Origin of the sequence: Micromonospora sp. DT68 (assembly GCF_049847245.1) — a bacterium.
Classification (GTDB): Bacteria; Actinomycetota; Actinomycetes; order Mycobacteriales; family Micromonosporaceae; genus Micromonospora; species Micromonospora profundi.
Genome location: NZ_JBNCNZ010000016.1, coordinates 41,565 through 65,843 on the forward strand (window position 1 = coordinate 41,565; position 24,279 = coordinate 65,843).

Below are 24,279 nucleotides of genomic sequence, written 5' to 3' on the forward strand. Positions count from 1 at the left end.
GTGGAGCTGCTGCGCTGCCGCGGACTGCGCAAGGAGTTCGGCGGCCACGTCGTCCTGGACCGGCTGGACCTGAGCGTCGCCGAGCACCGGGTGGTGGCATTGATCGGCGCATCCGGGTCGGGTAAGTCGACACTGCTGCGGTGTGTGAACCTGCTGGAGGACCTCGACGACGGCACCATCGAGCTGGACGGGGAGGACATCTCCGATCCCCGGGTGGACCCCGACCAGGTCCGGCGGCGGATCGGCATGGTGTTCCAGGCGTACAACCTGTTTCCGCACCTGAGCGTGCTGGAGAACATCACCCTCGCGCCCCGGCGGGTGCATCGGCGGGAACGGGCCGACGCGGAGGCCCAGGCCCGGGATCTGCTCGACAGGGTGGGGCTGGGCGACAAGGCGCACGCCTACCCGGACCGGCTCTCCGGCGGGCAGCAGCAGCGGGTGGCGATCGTGCGGGCGCTGGCCAACTCGCCCCGACTGATGCTGCTCGACGAGGTGACCTCGGCGTTGGACCCGGAACTCGTCGGTGAGGTCCTGTCGATGATCCGGGACCTGAAGGCCGACGGGATGACAATGGTGCTGGCCACCCACGAGATGGGCTTCGCCCGGGAGGTCGCCGACGAGGTCTGCTTCCTCGACGCGGGACGGGTCGTGGAGAGCGGCCCGCCGGAGCAGGTGCTCGGCGAGCCGACCCAGCCGCGTACCAGGCAGTTCCTGCGCCGGATCATCGAAGCCGGCCGACTGTGACGGCCCAGGGTCAGCCGCCGAAGCCGACCCGCTGGACGTTGCCAGTGGCCACGCTCCGCACGGCCAGCGCCGCGTCGAGGGCCGCCACGGTCGCCGACCAGCCCTTGTCCTCGGCCGAGCCGGGCAGCCCGGCCCGGTCCCGGGCCTGCTCGATGGTCTCCACTGTCAACACACCGTGTGCCACCGGCTTGCCCTCGTCGAGCGCCACCCGGGTCAGACCGTCGGTGACCGACCGGCACACGTAGTCGAAGTGGGCGGTGGCGCCGCGCACCACCACGCCGAGGGCGACCACCACGTCACAGCGGCGCGCCAGGGCCTGCGCGACCACCGGCAGCTCGACGGAGCCGGCGACGCGGGCCACTACGGACCGCGCTCCGCACGCCTCCGCCGCCGCGACCGCGCGCTCCAGCATGTGGTCGGTCAGCTCGCCGTGCCACCGGGCGGCCACCACCCCGACGGTCAGCCCCGCGGCGTCCACCGCGTCGACTCCCGGCTCACCGAAACCCGCCATCGTCATGCTCCGATCTCGTCGTCGACGACCGGACGCCCCAACGGCGCCTCGGACATCTCGTCCAACTCCTCCAGCAGGTGACCCATCCGGTCCCGCTTGGTGCGCAGGTAGCGCAGGTTCTCCGGATGCGCGCCGACCGGCAGCCCCTCCCGGCCGGTGATGGTCAGCCCGTAGCCCTCCAGACCCGCCCGCTTGGCCGGGTTGTTCGTCAACAGCCGCATCGACCGCACGCCCAGGTCGTAGAGGATCTGCGCGCCGGTGCCGTAGTCGCGGGCGTCGGCAGGCAGACCCAGGTCGAGGTTCGCGTCCACAGTGTCCCGGCCCTGGTCCTGCAACTGGTACGCCTGCAACTTGTGCAGCAGCCCGATGCCGCGCCCCTCGTGCCCGCGCACGTAGAGCACCACGCCCCGGCCCTCACGCCCTACCCGGGCCAGCGCGGCGTCCAACTGCGGGCCGCAGTCACAGCGCAGCGAGCCGAACACGTCCCCGGTCAGGCACTCGGAGTGGACCCGGACCAGCACGTCCTGGCCGTCGCCGAGGTCACCCAGCACCATCGCGATGTGCTCGGCCGAGTCGTGCTCGGCGCGGTAGCCGAGCGCCCGGAAAACCCCGTGCCGCGTCGGCATCCGGGCGTCCGCGACCAGCTCGACCTGCTTTTCGGTACGTCGCCGGTAGGCGACCAGGTCGGCGATGGTGACGAGGGTGAGCCCATGCTCGGCGCAGAACTTCTCCAGGTCCGGCAGGCGCATCATCGTGCCGTCGTCGTTCACCAGCTCGCAGAGCACGCCCGCGGGACGCAGCCCGGCCAGCCGGGTCAGGTCCACCGCCGCCTCGGTGTGCCCCGGCCGGCGCAGCACCCCACCCTCGCGGGCCCGCAGCGGCACCACGTGCCCCGGTCGAGCCAGATCGGTCGGGTCGGTGGTCGCGCCGGCCAGGAGCCGGATGGTGTGCGCGCGGTCGGCAGCCGAGATGCCGGTGCTGACACCCTCCCGGGCGTCAACCGTCACCGTGTACGCGGTACCCCGCCGGTCCTGGTTGGTGTGGTGCATCGGCGGCAGGTCGAGCCGGTCGGCCTCGCTCTCGGTCAGCGGTACGCAGACGTACCCGGAGGTGTAGCGCACCATGAACGCCAGCAGCTCCGGCGTCGCCAACTCGGCCGCGAAGATGAGGTCGCCCTCGTTCTCCCGGTCGGCGTCGTCGACCACGACGACCGGCCGCCCGGCGGCGATCTCGGCGATCGCCTGCTCGATGCTGCCGAAGCTGCTGATTCGCTCGCTCATGCCGACACTCCGCTTCGCTCCGTGCCACCATGAGGCACCTCCGCGCTGAACCTGCTGATTCGCTCGCTGCGCTCGCTCATGCGACGGCCTCCGTGTAGGTGGGCGGGAGTACGGTTCTCGGCCGGGTCACGCGCGACGTGCGCCACCAGGCGACGAAACCCCAGGCGCAGAAGGCGCCGTAGACCAGGTACATGGCAGCCGACGGGTAGAAACCGCCACGCAGCAGCAGCGGCACGCCCACCGCGTCGACAGCGATCCAGACCAGCCAGAACTCCACCCAGCCGCGAGCCATGCCGTAGGTGGCCAGCAGGCTGCCGGTGAGGATCCAGGCGTCCGGCAGCGGGCCCCACGAGCCCAGGGCGGCGAGCACCGGGTACGCGAGCGCGGTGCCCACCACGGCGGCCAGCAGCATCGCCAGGCGCTCCCGGCCGGTGGCCCAGCGCGGCACCACAGCGGCCTGCCCTGCGTCGGTACGGCGGTTGCGTCGCCAGCGCCACCACCCGTAGACGCTCACCGAGAAGAAGAACACCTGCCGGCCGGCCTGCCCGTACAGGTCGTGGGCCTGCGGGGTGGCGAACACCCCGCCGAGGAAGACGGTGAGCAGCAGCGCGTTGCCGATCATGCCGACCGGCCAGGCCCAGACCACCCGGCGGAGCCCGAGCAGCGCCGACAGCAGTCCGAAGCCGTTGCCGACGATCTCCCGGACCAGCACCGGCGAGCCGGCCACCTGCACCTGGGCGTCGAGCAGCCAACCGAGCGGGCCCATCAGGCCACCCCGCCCGTGGTGCCGGCCAGCCCGGCGTCGGTGTCGGTGAGCCGGGCGCCGAGCAGCCGCTCGACGTACTTGGCCACCACGTCGACCTCCAGGTTCACCGGGTCGCCGACGCCCTTGGCGCCGAGGGTGGTGAGCTTCAGGGTGGTCGGGATCAGCCCGACGGCGAACTCGTCCGCGCCCACCTCGGCAACGGTCAGCGAGACGCCGTCGATGGTGATCGAGCCCTTCTCCACCACGTACCGGGCCAGGGCGGCGGGCAGCCGGAACCGGACCGTCTCCCACTGCTCGGCCGGCTCCCGGGAGATCAGCTCGCCGACACCGTCGACGTGGCCCTGCACCAGGTGCCCGCCGAGGCGGCTGCCCAGCGCGGCGGCCCGCTCCAGGTTGACGGGGTCACCGGCGCGCAGCGCGCCAAGCGCGGAGCGGCGGAGCGTCTCGCCCATCACGTCGGCGGTGAAGACGCCGTCGGCCGCCTCGACGACTGTCAGGCAGACACCGTTGACGGCGATGGAGTCGCCGTGCCGGGCGTCGGACGTGACGAGCGGGCCGCGTACGGCGACGAGCGCCGAATCGTCGGCAGTCGGCGTCACTCCGACGATTTCGCCCAGCTCCTCGACAATGCCGGTGAACATGTCAGCCCTCCCTCTTTCGGGGCAAAGCGGTGATCCGGAGATCCGGACCGATCTGCGTAACGTCGACGAACTCCAGATCGATTGCCTCAGCGATGGTCGTCACTCCCGCGTCGACAAGGGCGGTCGGGCCGGCGCCGAGCAGCCGGGGCGCGACGTACCCGACGATCTTGTCGACCAGGCCGGCGGCCAGGAACGCGCCGGCCAGCCGGGGGCCGCCCTCCAGCAGGACCGCGCGGACCCCGCGCTGGTGCAGCTCCGCGAGCAGCGCCGGCAGGTCGACCCGGCCGTCCGGGCCGGTGCCCACCTCGGCGGCGGTCGCGATCCACGTCCGTGCGGCGCCGTCGCGGACCTGGGCGTCGGAGGGGGTACGCCCCGAGCTGTCCACCACCACCCGCAGCGGCTGCCGGATGGCCAGGCTGCCGTCGCGCAGGTTGCGGGCGGTCAGCCGGGGATCGTCGGCGAGCACGGTGCCGACCCCGGCGACGACGGCGTCGACAGTGCCGCGCAACGCGTGCACGTCCATCCGGGCCGCCTCCGAGGTGATCCACATGCTGGTGCCGTCGGCCGCCGCGGACCGCCCGTCCACCGTCGCGGCGTACTTCCAGATGACGTACGGCCAGCCCCGGCGCATCGAGGTCAGCCAGGCGACGTTTCCGGCCTCGGCCTCGTCGCGGCGTACCCCCAGATCGACACGGACCCCGGCGGAGCGCAACGTGGCGGCGCCACCGGAGGCCACCGGGTTCGGGTCGGGTACGGCGATCACCACCCGGGCCACCCCGGCCTGGACGAGCGCGGAGCTACAGGGGCCGGTGCGGCCGGTGTGGTCGCAGGGTTCCAGTGTGACGACAGCGGTGCCGCCCCTGGCCCGCCGCCCGGCCTGGGCCAGCGCGACGATCTCGGCGTGCGGCCCGCCGGCGTAGGCGTGGAAGCCCTCCCCGACGACCTCGCCGTCCGCGTCGAGCAGCACACAGCCGACCACGGGGTTGGGGCTTGTGGTGCCCAGACCGCGCGCCGCCAGTTCGATCGCACGCCGCATCGCCTCATCGACGGAGACGCTGGCCATCGTCCTGCCCTGCCCTCTCGCTCGCCAGTGCGCGCGGCGGGTCGGGAGGCGGCATGGGGCCGCGGGCAGGCGGCGGCGGATTCCGGGAACGGCAGAGCCGCCCCCGGGAGGTCGGCACGGCACGCTGAAGCCAGCGGCCGGCTCGGACCCGTCCGTCCCGCGCGCTGTCTCCCATCCGGACTGTCTGGGGGCAGACGAGCCGCCCCCAACCGTCGGCCCCGGAGTTTCACCAGGTCCACCGGGCGGCAGAGCCGTCCGGGTCGCGGGCTGACCACGGTCTGGACCGTGGATCACCGCCGGTTCGGAATTTCACCGAGTCCCGCCAGCGCGTGGTGGGTACTCCGAAGTCTTACACGCCGACGGGGTTCCGTCTTCCTCCAGGCGAGCTACTTCACAGCCTCGTCACGCTCACGGGACGCCACGGCGGCGGTCGACAGCGACGTACGACCCGGGTTGGCTCTTGGCGACCGTCTTCATCTCCGAGGCCACAGCGATGGCCTCAAGGGGGTCGGTGAATCGCTTGCCGGCGTCGGAGAGAGAGACGCCGATGGAGAGGGTGACCAGGGCCGCCCTGCGGATGGTGCCCCGGCGGTCCTTCAGCTCGACGAAACCGCGCTCGCGGTCGGTGGGGTCGTAGAGCGTGTCGGCGGAGTTCTCGAAGTCGACAACCGCCCGGGAGGTCAGCGGGCGCACCTGGCCCGGGGTGCAGACGATGACGAAGTCGTCGCCGCCGACGTGGCCGAGGAAGGCCGGCGGCAACCCGACCGCCACCACCGCTCGGTGCAGGCTGCGAGCCAGCGTGGAGATGAAGTCGTCGCCGCGGACGAAGCCGTACCGGTCGTTGACGCTCTTGAACCGGTCGATGTCGACGTAGCCGACCGCGTAGTCCACCCCCTGCCGGACCCGGTCGCTGATCTCCCGGCGGATCCTGCTGTTGCCGGGCAGCCCGGTCAACGGGGAGACCTCGCGGAACTCCTTGTTGCGGCGCAGCGTCGAGGAGACCCGGGCCACCAGCTCGGCGGTGTCGAAGGGCTTGACGAGGTAGTCGTCGGCCCCCGCGCTGAGCCCGTGGACCTTGTCCACGGTCATCCCCTTGGCCGTCAACATGATCACCGGCAGGGCGGAGGTCATCGGGTCGGCGCGCAGCCGGCGGGTCAGCTCCAGACCGTCGATCCGGGGCATCATGAGGTCGACCACCGCCAGGTCGGGTCGCTCCCGCTCGATGACGTCCAGAGCCTCCTGGCCGTCGCTGGCGAGGATCACCTCGAAGCCGTGCACGCGCAGGTTGAACTCGACGAACCGAGCGATGTCCTCGTCGTCGTCAACGACGAGGATGACGTCCTTACGGTCGCCGTCGGGCTCCACCTCAGGCGCCGGGGGCCGCGCGCTCCGCCAACGCCCGCAGGTGCCGGACCGCCTCCGCCGGGTCGGCGGCTCCGTAGACGGCGGTGCCGGCCACGAACGCGTCGGCGCCGGCGGCCGCGGCCTGCTCGATGGTGTCGGCGGCGATCCCGCCGTCCACCTCGATGCGCAGCTCCAGGTGCCCGGCGTCGACGTGCCGGCGTACGGCGCGGACCTTGTCCAGCATCTGCGGGATGAACCGCTGCCCGCCGAAGCCAGCCTTGATCGTCATGATCAGCAGGGTGTCGAAGCTGGGCAGCAGGTCGAGGTACGGCTCGATCGGCGTGTCCCGGTCGATGGCGAGCCCGGCCTTGGCGCCGGCGGCCCGCAGGTCCTTGGCGAGCGCCACCGGGTCGTCGGCCGCCTCGGCGTGGAACGTGACGTTGTAGGCGCCGGCGTCGGCGTAGCCGGGGGCCCACCGACGCGGGTCCTCGATCATCAGGTGCACGTCGAACGGCATCGTGGTGGCGGCACGCAGGCTCTGCACCACGGGCAGCCCGATGGTCAGGTTCGGCACGAAATGGTTGTCCATCACGTCCACGTGCAACCAGTCCGCGGCGTCCTCGACGGCGCGGACTTCTTCGGCGAGGCGGGCGAAATCGGCGGCCAGGATGCTCGGCGCGACGATCGGCGGCGGTACGGTCACGGGGCCAGTGTACGAACGCGGCCATCCGTTGCCCGCATCGCGGCACCACCTGGAGCGCGTTGTGACCTGGCAGTGACCAACAGTGCAGAACTGGCTGACCCGGACCATCAAATCCGGACGAACAGACATCAGTGGCTGGCCGATCGACGGAAACGCGACGACACTCCAACGGGGACGGTGCCATAGGCTGCACGCCCGCCGGGGACTCGCCGCGGGACGCGGGGACCGGCCGCCAGCTCCGGGAGGGCGGACGATGCGACGGTGGCTTCCAGCGCTGGCGCTGGCCGGCGTCACCGCGATGCTGCTGGCCGGCTGCGGGCAGGCGCGCGGCGCGGACGGTGACCTCACCGACGACTGGCCCGCGCTGAGCGCTCCGCGCCCGTTCACCCCGGCCAGCGACACCTGCCTGCCCCGGGTCACCTCGATCGTGCAGGCAAGCACGTACGAGACGGTGGACTGCGCGCGCAGCCACCTCGCCGAGGCGATCCACGTCGGCACCTTCACCGGCCCCGCCGCGCTGGCCCCCGCCCGCCCAGGGCCCGGCTCGGCGGCACTGCGGGCGGCCCGCGCCGAATGCGACCAGCGGGCCCGGGAGATGCTCGGCGGTGACTGGCACACGGCACGGCTCACCCTGTCGGTCTCGCTGCCCTCGGCTCCCGCGTGGTCGGGCGGGGCGCGCTGGTTCCGCTGCGAACTCGCCGAGACCGACAGCATCGACAACACCCGTCCGGTGAACCGCGTCGGCAGCCTGCGCGGCGCGCTGATCGGCGACGCTCCCCTGTTCCACCGCTGCTTCGACCCCAAGCTGATCGGCGACAACCTCAACTACATGGCACCGGTGCTCTGCACCGAGCCGCACCGCGCCGAGTTCGTCGGCGTCTACGAGGAAGAGAACATGACCTGGGCGGAGTTCGCCCGCTCCGGAGAGCGGGCGCACCAGCGCTGCATGGAGTTGATCGCCACGTACGCCGCCGTGCCGAACAACAGCGACCTGCCGTACCGGGCCGGTTCCATCTACTACCCACCGTCGCAGCGGGAGTGGGAGGAGGGTGACCGTGGCGTCCGGTGTTTCCTGTGGACGGACGACCGCAAATTCACCCGCTCCATGCGCGGCGCCGGCCCCGAGGGACTACCCGCGATCTGAGCCACGGTGCCGTATGCTGCTGCGCCGTGGCGCTACCGGCCGGCTGAGGGCTGGCGGGAGGCCACCAGCGGCGGGAGGTCGGAGATGCGACGGTGGTTGGCGGCGGTGGCCGGGGGCGCGGCGTTGGCCCTGGGCCTCGCTGGTTGTGGCGCACCCGCCGGAGTCGACCGCGACCTCGTCGACGACTGGCCGGCACCGGTCGCCGCGCAGCAGTTCGTACCCGAGGCAGGCGTCTGCCACCACGCCTCCCAGCAGGTCGGCTTCCTCAGCGGCTACAACCCGACGGGATGCGACGAGTCGCACCGGGTCGAGACCATGCACGTGGGCACGCTCACCGGCCCGGCCGCCGAACGCGGCACGCCCCCGCCGCCCGGCTCGGCAGGCATGCGGGCCGCGCAGGACGCCTGCGAGGCCGAGGTCAGCAAAGCCGTCGGCGCCGACCGGCGCAGCGGTCGCCTCGGCCTGACCGTCGTCCTGCCGTCCGAACCCGCCTGGGCCGGCGGCGCGCGCTGGTACCGCTGCGACGTCGCGGAGATCGCCAGCATCGACGACACCGCCGTCGACCTTCGCACCGGCAGCCTCCGGGGGTCACTGACCGGCGCGGCGCCGCTGGCGTACCGCTGCTTCAACCCCAAGCTCGTCAAGGACAAGATCGAGGAGATGGTGGCGGTTTCCTGCACCGCCAAGCACCACGCCGAGTTCGTCGGGATCTGGCAGGCCCCGGACATCAGCTACGCCGAGTTCAACCGCACCGCCAAGCGGACCCACCGGGCCTGCCAGTCGATGACCGCCAAGTACGCGAAGGTGCCGGACAACTCGCAGCTCGACTTCCGCGTCGGAACGATCTTCTACCAGCCGTACGAGCAGGAGTGGAAGAACGGCAACCGGGGCGTGCAGTGCTTCCTCTGGATCAGCGACCGGGCACTGACCCGTTCGATGAAGAACGCCGGCACCAAGGGCCTCCCGGTCACCTGAGCTTCAAGCTGAGCTGAAAGGAAGGGTCCCTTGTTAACGCTGCGCGTTAACAAGGGACCCTTCCTTTCGCGTTGGCGCGGACTCAGCCTCGGCGCAGGACGGCCAGGAACATCGCGTCGGTGCCGTGCCGGTGCGGCCAGAGCTGCACCGTGGGACCGTCACCCAGGCCGGGCATGCCCGCCGGCAGCAGCGGCCGGGCGTCGACGAAATCCACCGACACGCCGCTGCGACGCGCAGCCTCGGTCACCGTCACATGCGTCTCCACGGTGTGCGGCGAGCAGGTGACGTAGGCGACGAGCCCACCGGGGCGGACCGCCCGCAACGCCGCGCCGAGCAGCTCCCGTTGCAGCCGGGTCAACTGCGGCAGATCCGACGGCTGACGACGCCACCGCGACTCCGGCCGGCGGCGCAGCGACCCGAGCCCGGTGCAGGGGGCGTCCACAAGCACCCTGTCGAAGTGCTCCTCCGGCAGCTTCGGGTCCGCGCCGACCTCACGGCCGTCGGTGGCAAGCACCGTCACCGGCAGGCCCCGGGTCGCCTGGGACACCAGCCGGGCCCGGTGCTCGGCCACCTCCACCGCCGTCAGCCGGGCGCCGCGTTGCGCGGCCAGCGCGCCGAGCAGACCGGCCTTTCCACCCGGGCCGGCGCACAGGTCCAGCCAGCGCCCGTCCGGGCCGTCCAACGGTGCGTCGGCGAGCGCGGCGGCCACGAGTTGGGAGCCCTCGTCCTGGACATGGGCGCGGCCGTCGGCCACCGCCGGCACGTCACCCGGCGCGCCTCCGGGCAGATAGATCGCGTACGGCGAGAAGGCGCCCGGCGCACCGCCCACCTGGTCGGCCAGCTCGATCGGGTCGATGAGGCCGGGGCGGGCGCACAGGTGCACCGGCGGGCGCTCGTTGTCCTCGATCAGGAGCCGGGCCGTCTCGCCCAGGTCACCGCCGAGCGCCTCGGAGAACGCCCGCACGATCCACTGCGGGTGGCTGTACGCCAGCGCCAGGTGCCCGACCGGGTCGGTCTCCATCGGCGGGGCCAACTTGGCCACCCACCCGTCGGAGTCGAGCGTGGACACCTCCCGCAGCACCGCGTTGGCGAACCCGGTGGCACCCGGCGCGACCGAGCGGACCAGGTCCACTGTCGACGAGACAGCCGCGTGGGCGGGCACCCGCGTGTGCAGCAGTTGGTACGCGCCGATCCGCAGCGCGTCGCGGGCCGGCGGGTCGATGCGCTCCACGTCCCGGCCGGCCGCGTCGCTGAGAATCGCGTCCAACGTGCCAACGTGTCGCAGGGTGCCGTAGGTCAACTCGGTGGCGAAGGCCGCGTCCCGACCGAACAGCCCTTCGTCACGCAGGATGATGGGCAGCACCAGGTTGGCGAACGCGTCGTCGCGGTGCACGGCGGCCACCGCCTCGTACGCCGCGCGCCGTGGCCGGTCCAGCGGGGGCCGGACGGGCCGGCGGTCCCCACCGCGGCCGGCCGACGGGCCTCCACGGCTCGGGCGGGTGCCCTCGGGGGCCGTCACGCGAGGGCCTCGCCAGCGCTGACCCGGACGCCGCGCGCCCAGTCCGTCGCCGGCATGGCCCGCTTGCCCGCGGCACGAACCTCACCGAGGCGCACCGGCACGGTGGCCGTGCCGGCGAGCACCCGGGACTTCTCCACGAGCAGCTCCCCCGGCTTCAGGTCAGGGCCGTCGGGAACCGGCACGACGGGGCCGAGTTTCACCCGCTCGTCCCGGAAGGTCGTCCACGGCCCCGGTGCCGGAGTGCAGGCGCGGATCCGCCGGTCCACGGCGAAGGCCGGGTCAGCCCAGCGCACCCGGGCGTCCTCCACTGTCAGCTTCGGCGCCAGCGACACACCGTCGGCGGGCTGCGGCTCGGCCCGCGCGGTGCCGTCGGCGATCGCGTCGAGCACCGCCACCAGCAGGCCCGCGCCGGAGTCGGAGAGCCGCTCCAGCAGGTCGCCGGAGGTGTCGGCGGGACGGATCTCGTCGGTAAGGGTGCCGAAGACCGGCCCGGTGTCCAGGCCCTGCTCCAGCTGGAAGACGCTGGCCCCGGTCAGCTCGTCGCCGTGCAGCACCGCGTGCTGCACTGGCGCGGCGCCACGCCAGGCGGGCAGCAGCGAAAAGTGCAGGTTGATCCAGCCGTACGTGGGGATCTCCAGCGCGGCCGGCGGCACCAGCGCGCCGTAGGCGACCACCGGCACGCAGTCCGGTGCCAGCTCGCGCAACCGGTCGAGGAACTCGGGGTCGCGCGGGCGGGCCGGGGTGAGCACCTCGACGCCGTGCTCGTCGGCCCACGCGCCGACCGGGGAGCGGGACAGACCGCGCCCCCGCCCGGCGGGCGCGTCGGGCCTGGTGACCACTGCCACCAGCTCGTGCTGGGAGGCCGCCACGGCGGCCAGGGCGGGAACGGCAACGGCCGGCGTACCGGCGAAGATCACGCGCATCCCGGTCACCGCCCCAGACCGAACGGGCTGTCCGCGGCGTGCGGGTTGACCTTGACCACTGGCGGGGCGGCGGCGTCGTACCACTCGGCCTGGCGGATCGCCTTCATCGCCTCCTTGCGACCGGCGGCGTCCAGCCGGTCCACGAAGAGCACACCGTCGAGGTGGTCGGTCTCGTGCTGCACGCAGCGGGCCATCAGCCCGGTGCCGACGATCTGCAACGGGTCGCCGTAGCCGTTGAAGCCCTTGGCGATGACGTTCTGGCGGCGCTTGGTGTCGAAGTAGAGCCCGGGGATGGACAGGCAGCCCTCGGGGCCGTCCTGCTCCTCCTCGTCGGGGAATTCGAGCACCGGGTTGACAAGGTGCCCGAGCACGTCGTCGACGTCGAAGGTGAACACCCGCAGACCCACACCGAGTTGCGGGGCGGCGAGGCCGGCGCCGCTCTGCTCACGCATGGTGTCGGTCAGGTCGGCGATGAGCCTCCGCAGCTCGACGTCGAAATCGACCACCGGATCGGCCGGCGTGCGCAGCACCGGATCCCCGAACAGACGGATGGGCTGGACGGTCACGCGGGACGGCTCCTTCATGGGTGGGACGTGCAGTGCCGTACCAGTCTACGGAGTACGCGGTCGCGCGCCGGTCGGCGTACCTCGATCGGCAGCCACCGGTGTGCCCAGCGTCACCGGCCCGACCCCGGGCGAGGCTCGGGCGCGGTCCGGGCCAGCAGGTCGCGGACCCGCTTGCCGTCGGGGTGGCCCAGATCGTCGAAGATGCCGACAGCACGCCACCAGGTACGGGTGGCGCCGGCCACGTCCCCCGCCAGGTGTCGGCTCTCGCCCAACCGGGACAGGGTGTCCGCCTCGTCGTAGCGGTCGCCGATCCGCCGGTACAGGGCGAGCGCCCGCCCGTAGCAGCGGATCGCCTGGTGGTGGTCGTCCAGCCGGGCGTGGATGAAGCCGAGGCTGTCCCAGGTGTTCGCCTCGCCGTGCCGGTCACCGGTCCGGCGCAGCAGCGCCAGCGCCTGCTCGCAGTGCGCGAGCGCCGGGCCGTACTGGCCGAGTTGGGCATGCGCCCAGCCGACCGCGTTGCGGGCGCTGGCCTCGCCGGCCAGGTGACCGGCAGCCCGGTACAGCGCCAGGGCCCGCTGCCCGTGGTCCAGCGACTCGGCGTACCGGCCGAGCCAGTCGAGCATCGCGCCGAACGCGCGGTGGGTACGCGCCTGCCCGGTGTGGTCACCGAGCCCTTCAGAGATCACCAGAGCCTGCCGGTAGTTTCTCGCCGCCTCGTCCACCTGACCCAGCCGGGACAGCACCCGGGCGAGGTCGCGGTGCGCGTTGGCCTGCCCGTGTCGGTCACCGGCCCGGACCGCCCCGGCCAGGGCCGTCCGCTGCGCGGCTGCCAGGTCCGGCCAGCGTCCCCGTCGTTGCAGGAAGTCGACAAGGGTCCAGGCCAGCTGCCAGGCGTGGCCGTCGAAACCGGCCCGCCGCGCGTGGGTGACCGCCGCCAGGAGCACCGGGTACTCGACGGTGAACCAGGCCAGCGCCTGAGGGTGGTCGGTGATCTCCTCGGGCAGCACTCCCGGCGCGGCGGCGGCAAGGGCGACCGGATCCCGGCCCGGTTGCAGCAGCAGCGCGGCGGCGTGGGCGGTGTGCAGGTAGTGGTCGAGCCCGCGCCGGATCGCGGCCAGCCGTTCCTGCGCCGGTTCGAGGCGTTCGGCCTGCTCGGCCGCGTACGCCCGGAGCAGGTCGTGCGCGCCGAACCGGCCGGAGGCGTGCTCGGTGACGAGGTGCGCGTGAGCCAGCTCGGCCAGCAGCCGAGGAACCTGGTCCCGGGGCAGGCCCGCCAGGCTGGCCGCTGCCGCAACCCCCAGCTCCGGGCCCGGGTGGCAGCCGAACAGCCGGAACAGGCGGGCCGCCGCGGGTGTCAGACTCCGGTACGACCAGGAGAAGACGGCCTGTACGTCGGTGCCGGCGTCCCCACCGTCGAGCGAGTCCAGCGGGCGCGGCGCCTCGCGCAGCTCGGCGGCGAGGGTGGTCAGCGGGAACGCCGGGTTCGCCGCGCCCCGGGCGGCGAGCACCGCCAGCGCCAGCGGCAGCCGTGCACACCGCTCGATGATCTCGTCCACCGCACTCGGCTCGACGGCCAGCCGGTCGGTGCCGAGCCTGCGGGCCAGCAGTTGCCACGCCTCGGCGGTGCTGAGCAGGTCGACGCCGATCGGCCGGGCGCCTTCGGCGGCGACCAGGCCGGCGAGCCGGTTGCGGCTGGTGACCAGGACCACGCAGCTCGGGTTGCCGACAAGCAGGGGTCGGACATGGTCGGCGTCTCGCGCGTTGTCGAGCAGCACCAGCATCCGCCGGCCGGCGAGCAGGCTGCGGTAGAGGCCCACCTGCGCGGGCAGGTGGGTGGGGATCCGCTCGGGTGGCACTTCGAGGGCTTCGAGGAAGCCGCGTACCGCCTCGACGGGGGTCGTCACCGAACCGGTGGAGTCGAACCCGCGCAGGTCGACGTAGAGCTGGCCGTCCGGGAAGCGGTCGGCCACCCGGTGCGCCCAGTACACGGCGAGCGTCGTCTTGCCGACCCCTGCCGTGCCGGACAGCGTCATCACAGTGACCGGAGCCATCCCGGCGTCGCCGCAGGCCCCGGACGCGGCATCGAGCTGGGCGAGCTGGGCGATACGTCCGACGAATCCGGGCAGCGCCGGGGGCAGTTGGCGGGGCACGGGAAACCGGGCGGGTGCCGTACCGGCCGCCGGCCGCCCCGTAGGCACCGGATCCCGGTTCGGGCGTCGCCGCAACTCCTCGACGCGGTCCCGAGCGGTGGCCAGCACGCCCTGCTCGGACGGCGTCGCCCCGAGCAGTCGGATGAGGGCGTCGAACCGCTCCGGCGGAGGCAGGATGTTGCCGGCGAAGTACTCCCCGATGATCCCCCGCGACCAACCGGTCTTAGCCGCCAACTGGCGGTACGTCAGCCGGGTTTCGCCCTGCTGACGGGCCTCCCGGCGGCGCAGCTGGCGCAGCAGCCCGGCCAGGTCGTGCAGTGTCTGCGCCTCGGCGCCGCCGCGGGCCACCTCGAACGCTCCGGGCGATCCCTGCGACGCCTGACGCGCGCCAGGTGGCACCCGTTGGTCGGACATGCGGCAACCCACCCCCCGTCGCGGTCACCCGGCCGCCCCGGATGCCGACACGGGCAGGCTAGTTCCGACCTCGGGCTGTCAGATAGGTACGCGCCGATGTCTGACAGATCCACATCAGACCATTGCCCGTCCAGCGGTGTCCGGCGGTGTCCAGTCGCGTCCAGGATCCACCGCGTTGATCCGGCGTCACGTGCCACCGTCCCGGTGCGGGTTCGGCCCGCACCACCAACCCTGGGGAAGGGGTACCTGATGATCCGTCCACAACAGACCGCCCGACGGTCCTCGGCGACGCTGCGTCGCATCGCCGTCACCGCGTGCGGCCTCGCGCTGCTCGTCACGGGCATGAACGCCGCACCGGCCGCCGCAGCACCCGGTGGAAAGGCAACCACCACCGGATCGTTCGTCGACAGCACGCCGGTGCCCGGCGGCTTCGCCTCCTGGACGGAGCTGCTCCGGCTGCAGCAGCGCATGAACACCGCCGCCGCGCGGATCACCAACGCGGCCCAGCGCAGCGCCAGCTCCGGCTTCGCCGGTGTCGTGGCCGACCCCACCACCCGGCAACTCCAGGTCTACTGGAAGGGTGAGCCGCCGGCAAACCTGGTGGCCACCGCCCGGGCCACCGTCGCGACCCGGGTGCTGCCCGCCCCGTACTCCCAGCGGGAACTCGTCGCCGCCGCCGCCCGGCTGCGCGCCGCGGCCGGCGACCGGATCACCACAGTCGGGCCGCGTGCCGACGGCGCCGGCCTGCTCGTCGGTACGCAGGACGGGCTGCTCGGCGCCACGAGCCTCGCCGGCGTTCCGGTGACAGTGCAGACCGGGGTCGCCGCCGCACCCGCAACCCGGTGGGACGACACGGCGCCGTGGTGGGGTGGCGCCGCCTGGCGCAACACCGCCACCGGAGGCGGCTGCTCGACCGGCTTCGGGGTCTTCCAGGGCGGGGTGGCGCGGATGCTCTCCGCCGCGCACTGCGCCAACCTCAACGTCGTGGCGGCCGACCCGACCGGGCAGACGATCGGCGTCGTCGGAACCCGCAACACCGGCACCGACACCCTGCTCATCGCGGGCAGCTCGGGCGGCCGGGTCTTCAACAACAGCACGAACGCCGCCGGCGGGGTGGTAAGCGAGTTCAGCAACCAGGTCATCGGCGCGCAGGCCAGCCAGGTCGGCAACTTCGTGTGCACCTCCGGCGCGTACTCCGGCACCCGGTGCTCGATCCAGGTGAAGGCCCGGAACCTGTGCATCAACGTACGCAACTTCGGCACTGTCTGCGGCCAGGTGCAGGCCGAGAGCACCACCCGCACCAACGCCGTCGGTCAGGGTGACAGCGGCGGCCCCGTGGAGATCGTCAACGCGGCGAACACACTCCAGGTCTGGGCGACAGGCACCAACACCGCCATCGACGACACCAACACCGCGACGACGTGCACCGGCTACGTGACAACGGGTCGGGTCTGCGCCTGGCGGATGTACTACGAGGACATCTTCTCCGGCATGGCCGGCGTCGGCGCCTCGGGCGTGATCCTCGGCTGAGGCGACCCTCTCACCTCTGGTGGCCGGGTCGGTGCACAGTCCGTGCGCCGGCCCGGCCGCCCGCTGACGTCAGGCGCTGACGCCCGGCTCCCCGGCGAGGACAGCGGTGCCGCGAAGCAGCGCGGGCTCCGGCAGCGGCAACTGGATCTTGTGGGCGGACTCCCAGTCGTAGACCAGGCCGGGACGCACCTGCGCGGCGAAGTAGTCCACGGCGCTCATCCCACCCACGACCGGCTCGTCGACCTCCGCGACGAGCTGGGCCGGAACGAGGGAGAAGCCGTTCTGGAGGGCGGCGCTGAGGCGGCGGTGCCCGTCGACGACGAAGAAGTACTCACCGGTGAAGCCGATCTTCAAAGGCTCCAGCGCCTCGTCACCGGCCTCGGCCACGTCACCGACGAACTCGCTGTCCCACAGGTCTCGCAGGGTGGCGATGTCCTCGGTCGGGTAGACCCGGGCCGGGTCCAGCAGCAGCAGCGGCGGGGCATCCCGCAGCACGTCCGCACCGAGCGTGCCCTCGTACGCGGCGATGATGTGCTCGACCACGTCGGCGGCGGACGCCCGGGTCGTGTCACAGATCAGGTCGTAGTTGCGCAGGCGGGCCTTGTCCACCCCGTAGCGGACGATGAACCGGCTGCGCTCACTCTCGCTGCGCTCCCGGAGCTTGGCCTTGGCCTCCTCCAGCGAGGCGTAGCTCTCCGCCGGGCCGGACGGCCGGGCCAGCACCCGACGGGCGGCCTCCCCCGGCTCGGTGATCATGTGCACCTTGAGCGCGTCGGTGAAGAAGTGCCACGCCAGCCGGGAATCCATGATCAGGTGTTCGCCGGAGGCGGCGATGTCCCGCTGGAGCTGGTCGACGTAGCCGTCGACGGCCTGGTCGAGCTCGGCGTGCAGGTTGAGTTGCAGGGCGGTCATCTGCCGCTGCTGGGCCATCTCCCGATAGAGGTCGCCCACACTGACCCGGCGCATCCCGAGCCGCTTGGCGATCTCCACCGAAACCGTGCTCTTGCCGCTGCCGAGGTCGCCGTTGAAGACGATCGATTGTCGAACGGTCACGACTGGTCCACCCCTGATCACCGGCTCAAAGACATCATCGACATCGCGTCCGACCGACGCGTTCCCACCATCGGGCGAGGATCCAGCTCGGCGCGTCTGACGCCCCGTCGCGACCTGGAGCCGTCGTACGCCATGGCATGACGGGCGATGCTACCACTGTGACGCCACCACTTTGCCGGACGCAGTGTGCGAAGACACGCTCCCGGGCCAGGCCCGGCGCCCTCGGCGCGCACCGGAAAGGTCAGAAGAGGCTCAGCGGGTCGACCTGGAGACGGACCGGGTCGGCGGCCTTACGCGCGGCGCGCGTACCGGCGGCCGAGTGCAGCGCCTCGGCGAGCGCTGCGGCCCGGGCACGGGGCACCCGGACCAGCATCCGCTCCCGGCCCTCGTCGGCCGGCACCGGACCGAGCACCTCGGCGTCGCCCGGCAGCCGGGCCGCGGCGAGCAGGTCGGCCACCGCCTCGGCCGGGCCGGTGACGCTCGCCATCCGCACCGCAGGCGGAAAGCCCAGCTCCCGGCGCTCGGCCAACTCCCGGCCGGCGAACCAGGCCGCATCCCACCGCAGCAGCGCCTGGACCGGAGCGAGCGCGCCGTCGGCGACCACCACCACCCGTCCCGCCGGGGCCGGGCGGGCCAGAGCCGCCGCCGCCATCCAGCGACGCAGCGCCTCCTCACCGGCGCGCAGGTCCGCCCGGGTCAACAGGGCCCACGAGTCGAGCAGCAGCACCGCGCCGTAGCCGCCCTCGGCGACCGGCTCGGCCCCGGGCGTGGCCACCACCAGGGACGCGCCACCCGGCACGTCGGTCAGCACCTCCTCCCGGCCCGAGGTGCGCACCGGCACGCCGGGAAACGCCCGCCCCAACTCCTCGGCCGTACGCCGGGCGCCGGTCACCGCCGCGCGCAGCCGCCGCCCACCGCACTCCGGGCAGGCGTACGCGGCGGCCACCCGGGCGCACCAGCGGCACGCCGGGGTGCCACCGGCCGACGGTAGCGCCAGCGGGCCGGCACAGTGCGCACAGCGGGCCGGGGTCCGGCAGTCCGCGCAGGAGATCGATGGCAGATAGCCGCGTCGGGGCACCTGCACCAGCACCGGCAGATCCGCCCGGACGGCGTCGCGGGCAGCCGTCCACGCCAGGCTGGGCAGCCGCGCGGTGGCCGCACCCGGGTCACGGGCCAACTGGGGGTCGTCACCTGTCGGCGCGATCGCCGGCACCCGTGCTCGTACGGTCGCCCGGTCGGCGACCACCTCCCGCGCCCACCCGGTCTCCAGCAGCAGCTGCGCCTCGGCGGTGCGGGCGTACCCGCCGACAAGCGCGCCGGCCTCGGCCAGCTGAGCCCGGGTGAGCAGCACGTCGCGGGTGTGCGGATAGGGTGCCCGGGGCTCGGAGTGCAGGTCGTCGCCGTCGTCCCAGACAGCGACCAGGCCGAGGCGGTCCACCGGGGCGAACATTGCCGCGCGGGTGCCGATCACCACCGGCACCTCCCCCCGCCGGGCGGCGAGGAACGCCCGGTAGCGCCGGGCCGGCCCGAGCGCGGCGGAGAGGCTGACGTGCCGGCCCGGGCCGAGCACGCTTGTCAGCGCGGCGTCCAGCCGGTCGAGGTCACGGGCGTCGGCCACCACGACCACCGCGCCGCGCCCCCCGGCGACGGTGGCGGCCACCGCGTCGGCGTAGCGGGCGGCCCAGTCCTCGCCGGGCAACGCCGACCAGACCGCACGGGGCGCCCGACCGTCGGTGAGCGCCACCAGCAGCGCCGGCCCGGTCGGGTAGTCACGCCACCCGCGCGGATCCACAGTCGTTGGGGTCGCAGGATCGGCGGGGGGCGGAGGTTGGTCGGCGCGGGCTTCCTTCTCCACGCGGGCGTGCCGGGGCGGGACGGCGAGCCGGAGCACGTCGGCGAGGTTGCCCGCGTACCGGTCGGCGACCGCCCGCGCCAACCGGGCGACCTCGGGCGACAGCACCGGCTCCGGCGAGACCACCTTCTCCAGGTAGGCGAGCCGGCCGGTGTGCCCGGAGTCGTCGGCGCGGGCCAGCAGCCACCCGTCGACGAGCTGCCCCGCGAAGCGCACCTTCACCCGGGTGCCGGGCACCGCCACCTCGTCCAGGTCGGCCGGCACCAGATAGTCGAACGGCCGGTCCAGGTGCGCCAGGCCGACGTCCACGCAGACGCGCGCGACCGGCGACCCCTCTGCGGGTCGCCGGTCGCTACGCCTGGTGGCGGTCAGGCTCCCGCGGCCGACTTGAGGTCGGCGGCCCGGTCGGTGCTCTCCCAGGTCAGATCCGGCAGCTCCCGGCCGAAGTGGCCGTACGCGGCGGTCTGCTGGTAGATCGGGCGGAGCAGGTTGAGGTCGCGGATGATCGCGGCCGGACGCAGGTCGAACACCTCGCCGACGGCCTTCTCGATCGAGGCCACCGGCACGGTCTCGGTGCCGAACGTCTCGATGAACAGGCTCACCGGGTGGGCCTTGCCGATGGCGTAGGCGACCTGCGCCTCGCACCGCTCGGCCAGGCCGGCGGCTACCACGTTCTTGGCCACCCACCGCATCGCGTACGCCGCGGAGCGGTCCACCTTGGACGGGTCCTTGCCGGAGAAGGCACCGCCGCCGTGCCGGGCGTACCCGCCGTAGGTGTCGACGATGATCTTGCGACCGGTCAGGCCGGCGTCACCCATCGGGCCGCCGATCTCGAACCGGCCGGTCGGGTTGACCAGCAGCCGGTAGCCGTCGGTGTCCAGACCGAGGCTCTCCAGTTCCGGGGCGATGACGTGGTCGCGCACGTCGGGGGTGAGCAGCGACTCCAGCGAGATGTCCGCGGCGTGCTGGCTGGACACGACGACGGTGTTCAGCCGGACCGGGCGCAGCCCCTCGTACTCGATTGTCACCTGGGTCTTGCCGTCCGGGCGCAGGTACGGGATCGTGCCGTCCTTGCGCACCGCGGCGAGGCGACGGGCCAGCCGGTGGGCGAGGGCGATGGGCAGCGGCATCAGCTCGGGGGTCTCCGAGCAGGCGAAGCCGAACATCATGCCCTGGTCGCCGGCGCCCTGCGCGTCCAGCGCGCTCTCCGACGCCCCGGTACGCAGCTCGAAGGCGTTGTCCACGCCCTGCGCGATGTCCTCGGACTGCGCCCCGATGGAGACGCTGACGCCGCAGGACGCCCCGTCGAAGCCCTTCTTCGACGAGTCGTAGCCGATGTCGAGGATCGTCCGGCGCACGATCGTCGGGATGTCGGCGTACGCCTTGGTGGTGACCTCACCGGCGATGTGCACCTGGCCGGTGGTGATCATGGTCTCCACCGCAACCCGGCTGTGCGGATCCTCGGTGAGCAGCGCGTCGAGGATGCCGTCGCTGATCTGGTCGGCGATCTTGTCCGGGTGGCCTTCCGTGACCGATTCGGACGTGAAGAGGCGGCGTGTCACGGCACTCCTAAGCGTGTGAAGTCATTCCGCGGCAGTCTAGTCACCACTGCGGCCTGTGTCGGGATCGGTCGCGTCCTGTTCCACCCGTCAGGAGCGGTCGGCCAGCCGCGCCACGACGAGATCCCACACGGTGTCGGCCACAGCCTCCTTGACCTGCTCCGGCAGGCGGCTCACCGAACCGTCCGCTCCGATGACCGTCACCGTGTTGGTGTCGGCGCCGAAGACCTTGTCGGGCCCGACCTCGTTGACCACGATGAGGTCGGCCCGCTTGCGGGCGAGTTTCGCCCGCGCGTTGGCCTCCGCGTCGCCGGTCTCGGCGGCGAACACCACAAGCACCTGGTCCGGTCGCTTGCGCTGGCCGAGCTCCGCCGCGATGTCCGGGTTCGTGACGAGCTCGATGGTGGGCGCGACACCGTCGTCCGACTTCTTGATTTTGCCAGTCGCGTACGTCGCCGGCCGGAAATCGGCAGGAGCCGCCGCCATCACGACAGCGTCGGCCTCGACGGAGGCCTTCAGTGTGGCCTCCCGCAGCTCGGCGGTGGAGCCCACCCGGACCAGGTCGACCCCGGCCGGGTCGGCGAGGGAGACGTTCGCCGCGATCAGCGTGACCCGGGCGCCACGGGCGACCGCCGCGCGGGCGAACGCGTAGCCCTGCTTGCCCGACGAGCGGTTGCCGAGGAAACGGACCGGGTCCAGAGGTTCCCGGGTGCCGCCCGCGGTGACCACCACCCGGCGACCGGCCAGGTCGGCAGGGGTGGTGCCGCCACGGGCCAGGATCCGGCGGGCGACGGCGAAGATCTCGGCCGGATCGGGCAGCCGGCCCTTGCCGGTGTCGACGCCGGTGAGCCGCCCGACGGCCGGCTCGATGACCCGGACGCCCCGGGACCGCAGCGTGGCGACGTTGGCGACGGTGGCCGGGTGCTCCCACATCTCCGTGTGCATGGCCGGGGCCAGCAGCACAGGGCAGCGCGCGGTCAGCAGCGTGTTGGTCAACAGGTCGTCGGCGAGCCCGTGGGCGGCCTTGGCGAGCAGGTCCGCGGTTGTCGGTGCGACCACCACCAGGTCGGCCTGCTGGCCGAGCCGGACGTGCGGCACCTCGTGGACGTCGGACCAGACGTCGTCGGCTACCGGCTGGCCGGACAGCGCCGCCCAGGTCGGCGCTCCGACGAACCGGAGCGCCGACGCGGTCGGTACGACGCGGACCCGATGACCTGATTCGGTGAAGAGCCGCAGGAGCTCACACGCCTTGTAGGCGGCGATGCCACCGCCGACCCCGAGGACGATCCCGGCGGACATCGACGTGCCGACGCTTACGGCTGGTCGGTCGGCTCGGCGGTGAGCAGGCCCGCGTTGATCTCACGCATGGCGATGGAGAGGGGCTTCTCCTGCGGGGTGGTCTCGACGAGCGGGCCGACGTACTCCAGGAGGCCCTCACCGAGCTGGCTGTAGTAGGCGTTTACCTGACGCGCCCGCTTGGCGGCGAAGATCACAAGCGCGTACTTCGACGTCGTCTTCTCGAGGAGCTCGTCGATCGGCGGGTTGGTGATGCCTTCGGGGTTGGCGATGGATCCCACGAATTAACCTCTGCGTCTTTCGAGCCGCGCGGACGCGGTGCTGAGTCTCAACGGCGGCCGGCCGTCAGCCACGCACGCGCGACCAGGCCGGATCCGGATAAGAAGAACCGAGCAAGCCTACCAGCTCGTCAGCCACCCGCCCGGTGTGGTCGTGCGTCAGGGCGTGGCCGAAGGCCGCCGCCACGGCGGCGTCGGGCCGGTGCCCCGGCGGGCTCAGCAGCACCAGCCGGGCGTCGGGCAGTCTCGCCCGGACCAGCTGGGCGCCTGCCACGTCCAGCGGAAGCAGGACCGGTTGCCCGGCGTCGAGCCGGGCGCGCAGCGGGGGGTACGGGGTGCCCCGGTGGTACGGGCCGATCCGGGACCACTCGAGCAGGTCGCCTGCGGCCGCCCGGCGCTCGAACTCCGCGGCGGCGAGGAAGACCCGGTCCTCCCCGTCGATCTCGGGCTCCCGGCGCGGCCTGCTAGTTGCCGGCACCGGGATCCACACGGACGGAGAACGCGCCCGGACGAGCTCGACGACACTCTCCCTGCCGGAACCCGAAGGTCCAGCCAGGACAGTGAGCCGAGCCGCCGGGCGCGCCTCGTCATCCGTGCTCACTGCTTGTTTCTACACGCTGCCAGGTTCAGTTGGCGGCGAACTCTCCAAGCAGTGCCTTGCGCTGCTGCTCGCCGAGGCCGCGCAGGCGACGGCTGTCGGCGATCTTGAGCTTCTCCATGATCTGGGTAGCCCGGATCTTGCCAATGCCCGGCATCGCCTGGAGGACGGCCGAAACCTTGAGCTTGCCGACGACGTCGTCGCTCTCGGCCCGTTCGAGGACGGCACCGAGGGTGGTCTTGCCCTGCTTGAGCTGTTCCTTCAGCTCGGCACGGGCCTTGCGGATCTCCGCAGCCTTCTCGAGCGCGGCAGCGCGCTGTTCGGGGGTCAGTGACGGGAGCGGCACCAGTTCTCCTCAGGTCCCTATCGCGGCGGGCGGGGCGCACCGCCGCATCTGTGAAACGTGGTGTCGCTGTGAACCAAGGGGTCCGTGGTTCCCAGCGCGGGGAAAACTAGCGGTCAACGGAACTTTCGGCAACGTGGGCACGCGATGATCATCGGAGAGTGACCGAGCCGTCAGTCAGTCACCGGGCAGCCAGAACGGCCCGGCACTCGGCCAGCACCCGGTCCGCGGCGGCCCGCAGGGCAGTGCCGTCGGGGCCTGCCGAAAGCACCTCCCGGGAGTACGACGGGAGCACCGCAGAGAGGCTCGAACCGAACACGGTCCGTAGGTCCGCAGCCCCGGCACCCTGTGCTCCGAGCCCCGGCGCGAGCAGCGGACCCCCCACGCCGGAGAGGTCGTGACCGGTGTCGCCGATGGTCGCGCCGACCACCAGACCGAAGCTTCCGAGGGGGTCTGCACCCCTGTTGAGCTGGGAAATCTCGTCAATCACGGTCTGCGCGACGGTGCGCCCGTCGGCCGTACGGGCGCGCTGGACGGCGGCGCCCTCGGGGTTCGAGGTGAGGGCGAGCACAAAGACACCGCCACCGTGCTGGGAAGCGAGGTCGAACATCGGGGCCAGCGAACCTACTCCCAGGTAGGGGCTCGCGGTGACGGCGTCGACATACAAGGGGCTGGATGGATCGAGGTACGCGGAGGCGTACGCGCTGACCGTTGAGCCGATGTCGCCACGCTTGACGTCCAACAAAACGAGCGAACCGGCTTCCCGTAACTGTCGGATAGTTGACTCAAGGATCGCCACACCGCGGGACCCGAACCGCTCGAAAAAGGCCGACTGAGGCTTCACCACCGCAACCCGGTCACCGAGGGCGTCAACGACTGTCCGGGTGAACCGGTCAAGACCGTCGACGTCGTCGGCGAGGCCCCAACGGGCCAGCAGACCGGGATGCGGATCGATGCCCACACAGAGCGGCCCCCGCTCGGTGATCGCCCGGTGCAGCCGGGTGCCGAAGGTCTCCATCGGAGTGTT

The 24,279-nt window shown here is 72.6% G+C and carries 23 protein-coding genes and 1 riboswitch; of the genes, 4 read left to right on the top strand and 19 right to left on the bottom strand.

Annotation, left to right across the window (positions count from 1 at the left end):
* A complete protein-coding gene (locus ACPXB1_RS24410; protein WP_355596735.1) occupies positions 1-744 on the top strand; it encodes an amino acid ABC transporter ATP-binding protein in 744 nt (247 codons plus the stop codon).
* Between the two features lie 10 nt (positions 745-754).
* On the opposite strand, the gene ribH is transcribed toward ACPXB1_RS24410, so the two are convergent.
* From ribH to rpe, 7 genes are all read right to left on the bottom strand, one after another.
* A complete protein-coding gene (gene ribH / locus ACPXB1_RS24415; protein WP_053655487.1) occupies positions 755-1,255 on the bottom strand; it encodes a 6,7-dimethyl-8-ribityllumazine synthase in 501 nt (166 codons plus the stop codon).
* 2 nt (positions 1,256-1,257) lie between these two features.
* Positions 1,258-2,523, bottom strand: coding sequence for a bifunctional 3,4-dihydroxy-2-butanone-4-phosphate synthase/GTP cyclohydrolase II (locus tag ACPXB1_RS24420; protein ID WP_355596785.1), 1,266 nt, complete (start codon positions 2,521-2,523; stop codon positions 1,258-1,260).
* A gap of 88 nt (positions 2,524-2,611) precedes the next feature.
* Positions 2,612-3,301 (bottom strand): nicotinamide riboside transporter PnuC, encoded by a 690-nt coding sequence (gene pnuC, locus ACPXB1_RS24425; RefSeq protein WP_355596733.1) that lies wholly within the window; start codon positions 3,299-3,301, stop codon positions 2,612-2,614.
* Positions 3,301-3,942, bottom strand: coding sequence for a riboflavin synthase (locus ACPXB1_RS24430; protein WP_425735831.1), 642 nt, complete (start codon positions 3,940-3,942; stop codon positions 3,301-3,303). Before ACPXB1_RS24430 ends, pnuC begins: the two co-directional genes overlap by 1 nt.
* Position 3,943: 1 nt before the next feature.
* Positions 3,944-5,005, bottom strand: a complete 1,062-nt coding sequence (ribD, locus tag ACPXB1_RS24435) for a bifunctional diaminohydroxyphosphoribosylaminopyrimidine deaminase/5-amino-6-(5-phosphoribosylamino)uracil reductase RibD (RefSeq protein WP_425735832.1) — start codon at positions 5,003-5,005, stop codon at positions 3,944-3,946.
* A 159-nt stretch (positions 5,006-5,164) separates the two neighbouring features.
* A riboswitch (FMN riboswitch) is annotated at positions 5,165-5,336 on the bottom strand.
* Between the two features lie 77 nt (positions 5,337-5,413).
* Positions 5,414-6,370 carry a GGDEF domain-containing response regulator gene (locus ACPXB1_RS24440; RefSeq protein ID WP_053655482.1) on the bottom strand — a complete coding sequence of 319 codons (957 nt, stop codon included), beginning with the start codon at positions 6,368-6,370 and terminating at the stop codon, positions 5,414-5,416.
* Position 6,371: 1 nt separating this feature from the next.
* Entirely contained in the window at positions 6,372-7,052 is a 681-nt protein-coding gene (gene rpe, locus ACPXB1_RS24445; protein ID WP_053655481.1) for a ribulose-phosphate 3-epimerase, read from the bottom strand.
* 253 nt (positions 7,053-7,305) lie between these two features.
* Between rpe and ACPXB1_RS24450 the strand changes: the two genes are divergently transcribed.
* Both ACPXB1_RS24450 and ACPXB1_RS24455 read left to right on the top strand, forming a co-directional pair.
* Complete coding sequence (locus tag ACPXB1_RS24450; protein ID WP_355596727.1) at positions 7,306-8,196, top strand: septum formation family protein; 891 nt, start codon at positions 7,306-7,308, stop codon at positions 8,194-8,196.
* Positions 8,197-8,280: 84 nt separating this feature from the next.
* Entirely contained in the window at positions 8,281-9,171 is an 891-nt protein-coding gene (locus ACPXB1_RS24455) for a septum formation family protein (protein ID WP_355596725.1), read from the top strand.
* Between the two features lie 82 nt (positions 9,172-9,253).
* Here ACPXB1_RS24455 and ACPXB1_RS24460 read toward each other — a convergent pair whose 3' ends face one another.
* The 4 genes from ACPXB1_RS24460 to ACPXB1_RS24475 all read right to left on the bottom strand — a co-directional run bounded on the left by ACPXB1_RS24460 (position 9,254) and on the right by ACPXB1_RS24475 (position 14,743).
* Positions 9,254-10,732, bottom strand: a complete 1,479-nt coding sequence (locus ACPXB1_RS24460) for an RsmB/NOP family class I SAM-dependent RNA methyltransferase (protein ID WP_355629269.1) — start codon at positions 10,730-10,732, stop codon at positions 9,254-9,256.
* Entirely contained in the window at positions 10,687-11,613 is a 927-nt protein-coding gene (gene fmt, locus ACPXB1_RS24465) for a methionyl-tRNA formyltransferase (RefSeq protein ID WP_355629204.1), read from the bottom strand. The genes ACPXB1_RS24460 and fmt overlap by 46 nt, the downstream gene beginning before the upstream one ends.
* A 5-nt stretch (positions 11,614-11,618) precedes the next feature.
* Positions 11,619-12,179, bottom strand: coding sequence for a peptide deformylase (gene def / locus ACPXB1_RS24470; protein WP_355596721.1), 561 nt, complete (start codon positions 12,177-12,179; stop codon positions 11,619-11,621).
* A 110-nt stretch (positions 12,180-12,289) separates the two neighbouring features.
* A complete protein-coding gene (locus ACPXB1_RS24475; protein WP_425735833.1) occupies positions 12,290-14,743 on the bottom strand; it encodes an ATP-binding protein in 2,454 nt (817 codons plus the stop codon).
* A gap of 249 nt (positions 14,744-14,992) precedes the next feature.
* On the opposite strand from ACPXB1_RS24475, the gene ACPXB1_RS24480 reads away from it, so the two are divergent.
* Positions 14,993-16,273, top strand: coding sequence for a hypothetical protein (locus tag ACPXB1_RS24480; protein WP_425735834.1), 1,281 nt, complete (start codon positions 14,993-14,995; stop codon positions 16,271-16,273).
* Between the two features lie 69 nt (positions 16,274-16,342).
* On the opposite strand, the gene ACPXB1_RS24485 is transcribed toward ACPXB1_RS24480, so the two are convergent.
* From ACPXB1_RS24485 to pyrF, 8 genes are all read right to left on the bottom strand, one after another.
* Positions 16,343-17,326, bottom strand: a complete 984-nt coding sequence (locus ACPXB1_RS24485) for an AAA family ATPase (protein ID WP_355596715.1) — start codon at positions 17,324-17,326, stop codon at positions 16,343-16,345.
* A gap of 241 nt (positions 17,327-17,567) precedes the next feature.
* On the bottom strand, positions 17,568-19,487 hold the full coding sequence (locus tag ACPXB1_RS24490; protein WP_425735835.1) for a primosomal protein N': 1,920 nt from the start codon (positions 19,485-19,487) through the stop codon (positions 17,568-17,570).
* Between the two features lie 59 nt (positions 19,488-19,546).
* Positions 19,547-20,740, bottom strand: a complete 1,194-nt coding sequence (metK, locus tag ACPXB1_RS24495; protein ID WP_355596711.1) for a methionine adenosyltransferase — start codon at positions 20,738-20,740, stop codon at positions 19,547-19,549.
* A gap of 87 nt (positions 20,741-20,827) precedes the next feature.
* Positions 20,828-22,036, bottom strand: coding sequence for a bifunctional phosphopantothenoylcysteine decarboxylase/phosphopantothenate--cysteine ligase CoaBC (gene coaBC, locus ACPXB1_RS24500; RefSeq protein WP_425735836.1), 1,209 nt, complete (start codon positions 22,034-22,036; stop codon positions 20,828-20,830).
* A 14-nt stretch (positions 22,037-22,050) separates the two neighbouring features.
* Positions 22,051-22,314 carry a DNA-directed RNA polymerase subunit omega gene (gene rpoZ / locus ACPXB1_RS24505; RefSeq protein WP_007075826.1) on the bottom strand — a complete coding sequence of 88 codons (264 nt, stop codon included), beginning with the start codon at positions 22,312-22,314 and terminating at the stop codon, positions 22,051-22,053.
* A 64-nt stretch (positions 22,315-22,378) separates the two neighbouring features.
* Positions 22,379-22,912, bottom strand: coding sequence for a guanylate kinase (locus ACPXB1_RS24510; RefSeq protein ID WP_355596708.1), 534 nt, complete (start codon positions 22,910-22,912; stop codon positions 22,379-22,381).
* A gap of 25 nt (positions 22,913-22,937) precedes the next feature.
* The gene (gene mihF, locus ACPXB1_RS24515) at positions 22,938-23,255 is read right to left on the bottom strand and encodes an integration host factor, actinobacterial type (RefSeq protein ID WP_007458370.1); all 318 of its coding nucleotides are present in this window, start codon (positions 23,253-23,255) and stop codon (positions 22,938-22,940) included.
* Between the two features lie 178 nt (positions 23,256-23,433).
* Positions 23,434-24,270: an orotidine-5'-phosphate decarboxylase gene (gene pyrF / locus ACPXB1_RS24520; protein WP_355596706.1), complete on the bottom strand. Its 837-nt coding sequence runs from the start codon at positions 24,268-24,270 to the stop codon at positions 23,434-23,436.
* Positions 24,271-24,279 lie beyond the last annotated feature (9 nt).

Coding starts and splice junctions, on each gene's coding strand:
- ACPXB1_RS24455 (WP_355596725.1), top strand. CDS start 8,281: ATGCGACGGTGGTTGGCGGCGGTGGCCGGGGGCGCGGCGTTGGCCCTG.
- ACPXB1_RS24430 (WP_425735831.1), bottom strand. CDS start 3,942: ATGTTCACCGGCATTGTCGAGGAGCTGGGCGAAATCGTCGGAGTGACG.
- pyrF (WP_355596706.1), bottom strand. CDS start 24,270: ATGGAGACCTTCGGCACCCGGCTGCACCGGGCGATCACCGAGCGGGGG.
- fmt (WP_355629204.1), bottom strand. CDS start 11,613: ATGCGCGTGATCTTCGCCGGTACGCCGGCCGTTGCCGTTCCCGCCCTG.
- ACPXB1_RS24480 (WP_425735834.1), top strand. CDS start 14,993: ATGATCCGTCCACAACAGACCGCCCGACGGTCCTCGGCGACGCTGCGT.
- ribH (WP_053655487.1), bottom strand. CDS start 1,255: ATGGCGGGTTTCGGTGAGCCGGGAGTCGACGCGGTGGACGCCGCGGGG.
- ACPXB1_RS24475 (WP_425735833.1), bottom strand. CDS start 14,743: ATGTCCGACCAACGGGTGCCACCTGGCGCGCGTCAGGCGTCGCAGGGA.
- ribD (WP_425735832.1), bottom strand. CDS start 5,005: ATGGCCAGCGTCTCCGTCGATGAGGCGATGCGGCGTGCGATCGAACTG.
- pnuC (WP_355596733.1), bottom strand. CDS start 3,301: ATGGGCCCGCTCGGTTGGCTGCTCGACGCCCAGGTGCAGGTGGCCGGC.
- ACPXB1_RS24450 (WP_355596727.1), top strand. CDS start 7,306: ATGCGACGGTGGCTTCCAGCGCTGGCGCTGGCCGGCGTCACCGCGATG.
- coaBC (WP_425735836.1), bottom strand. CDS start 22,036: ATGTCCGCCGGGATCGTCCTCGGGGTCGGCGGTGGCATCGCCGCCTAC.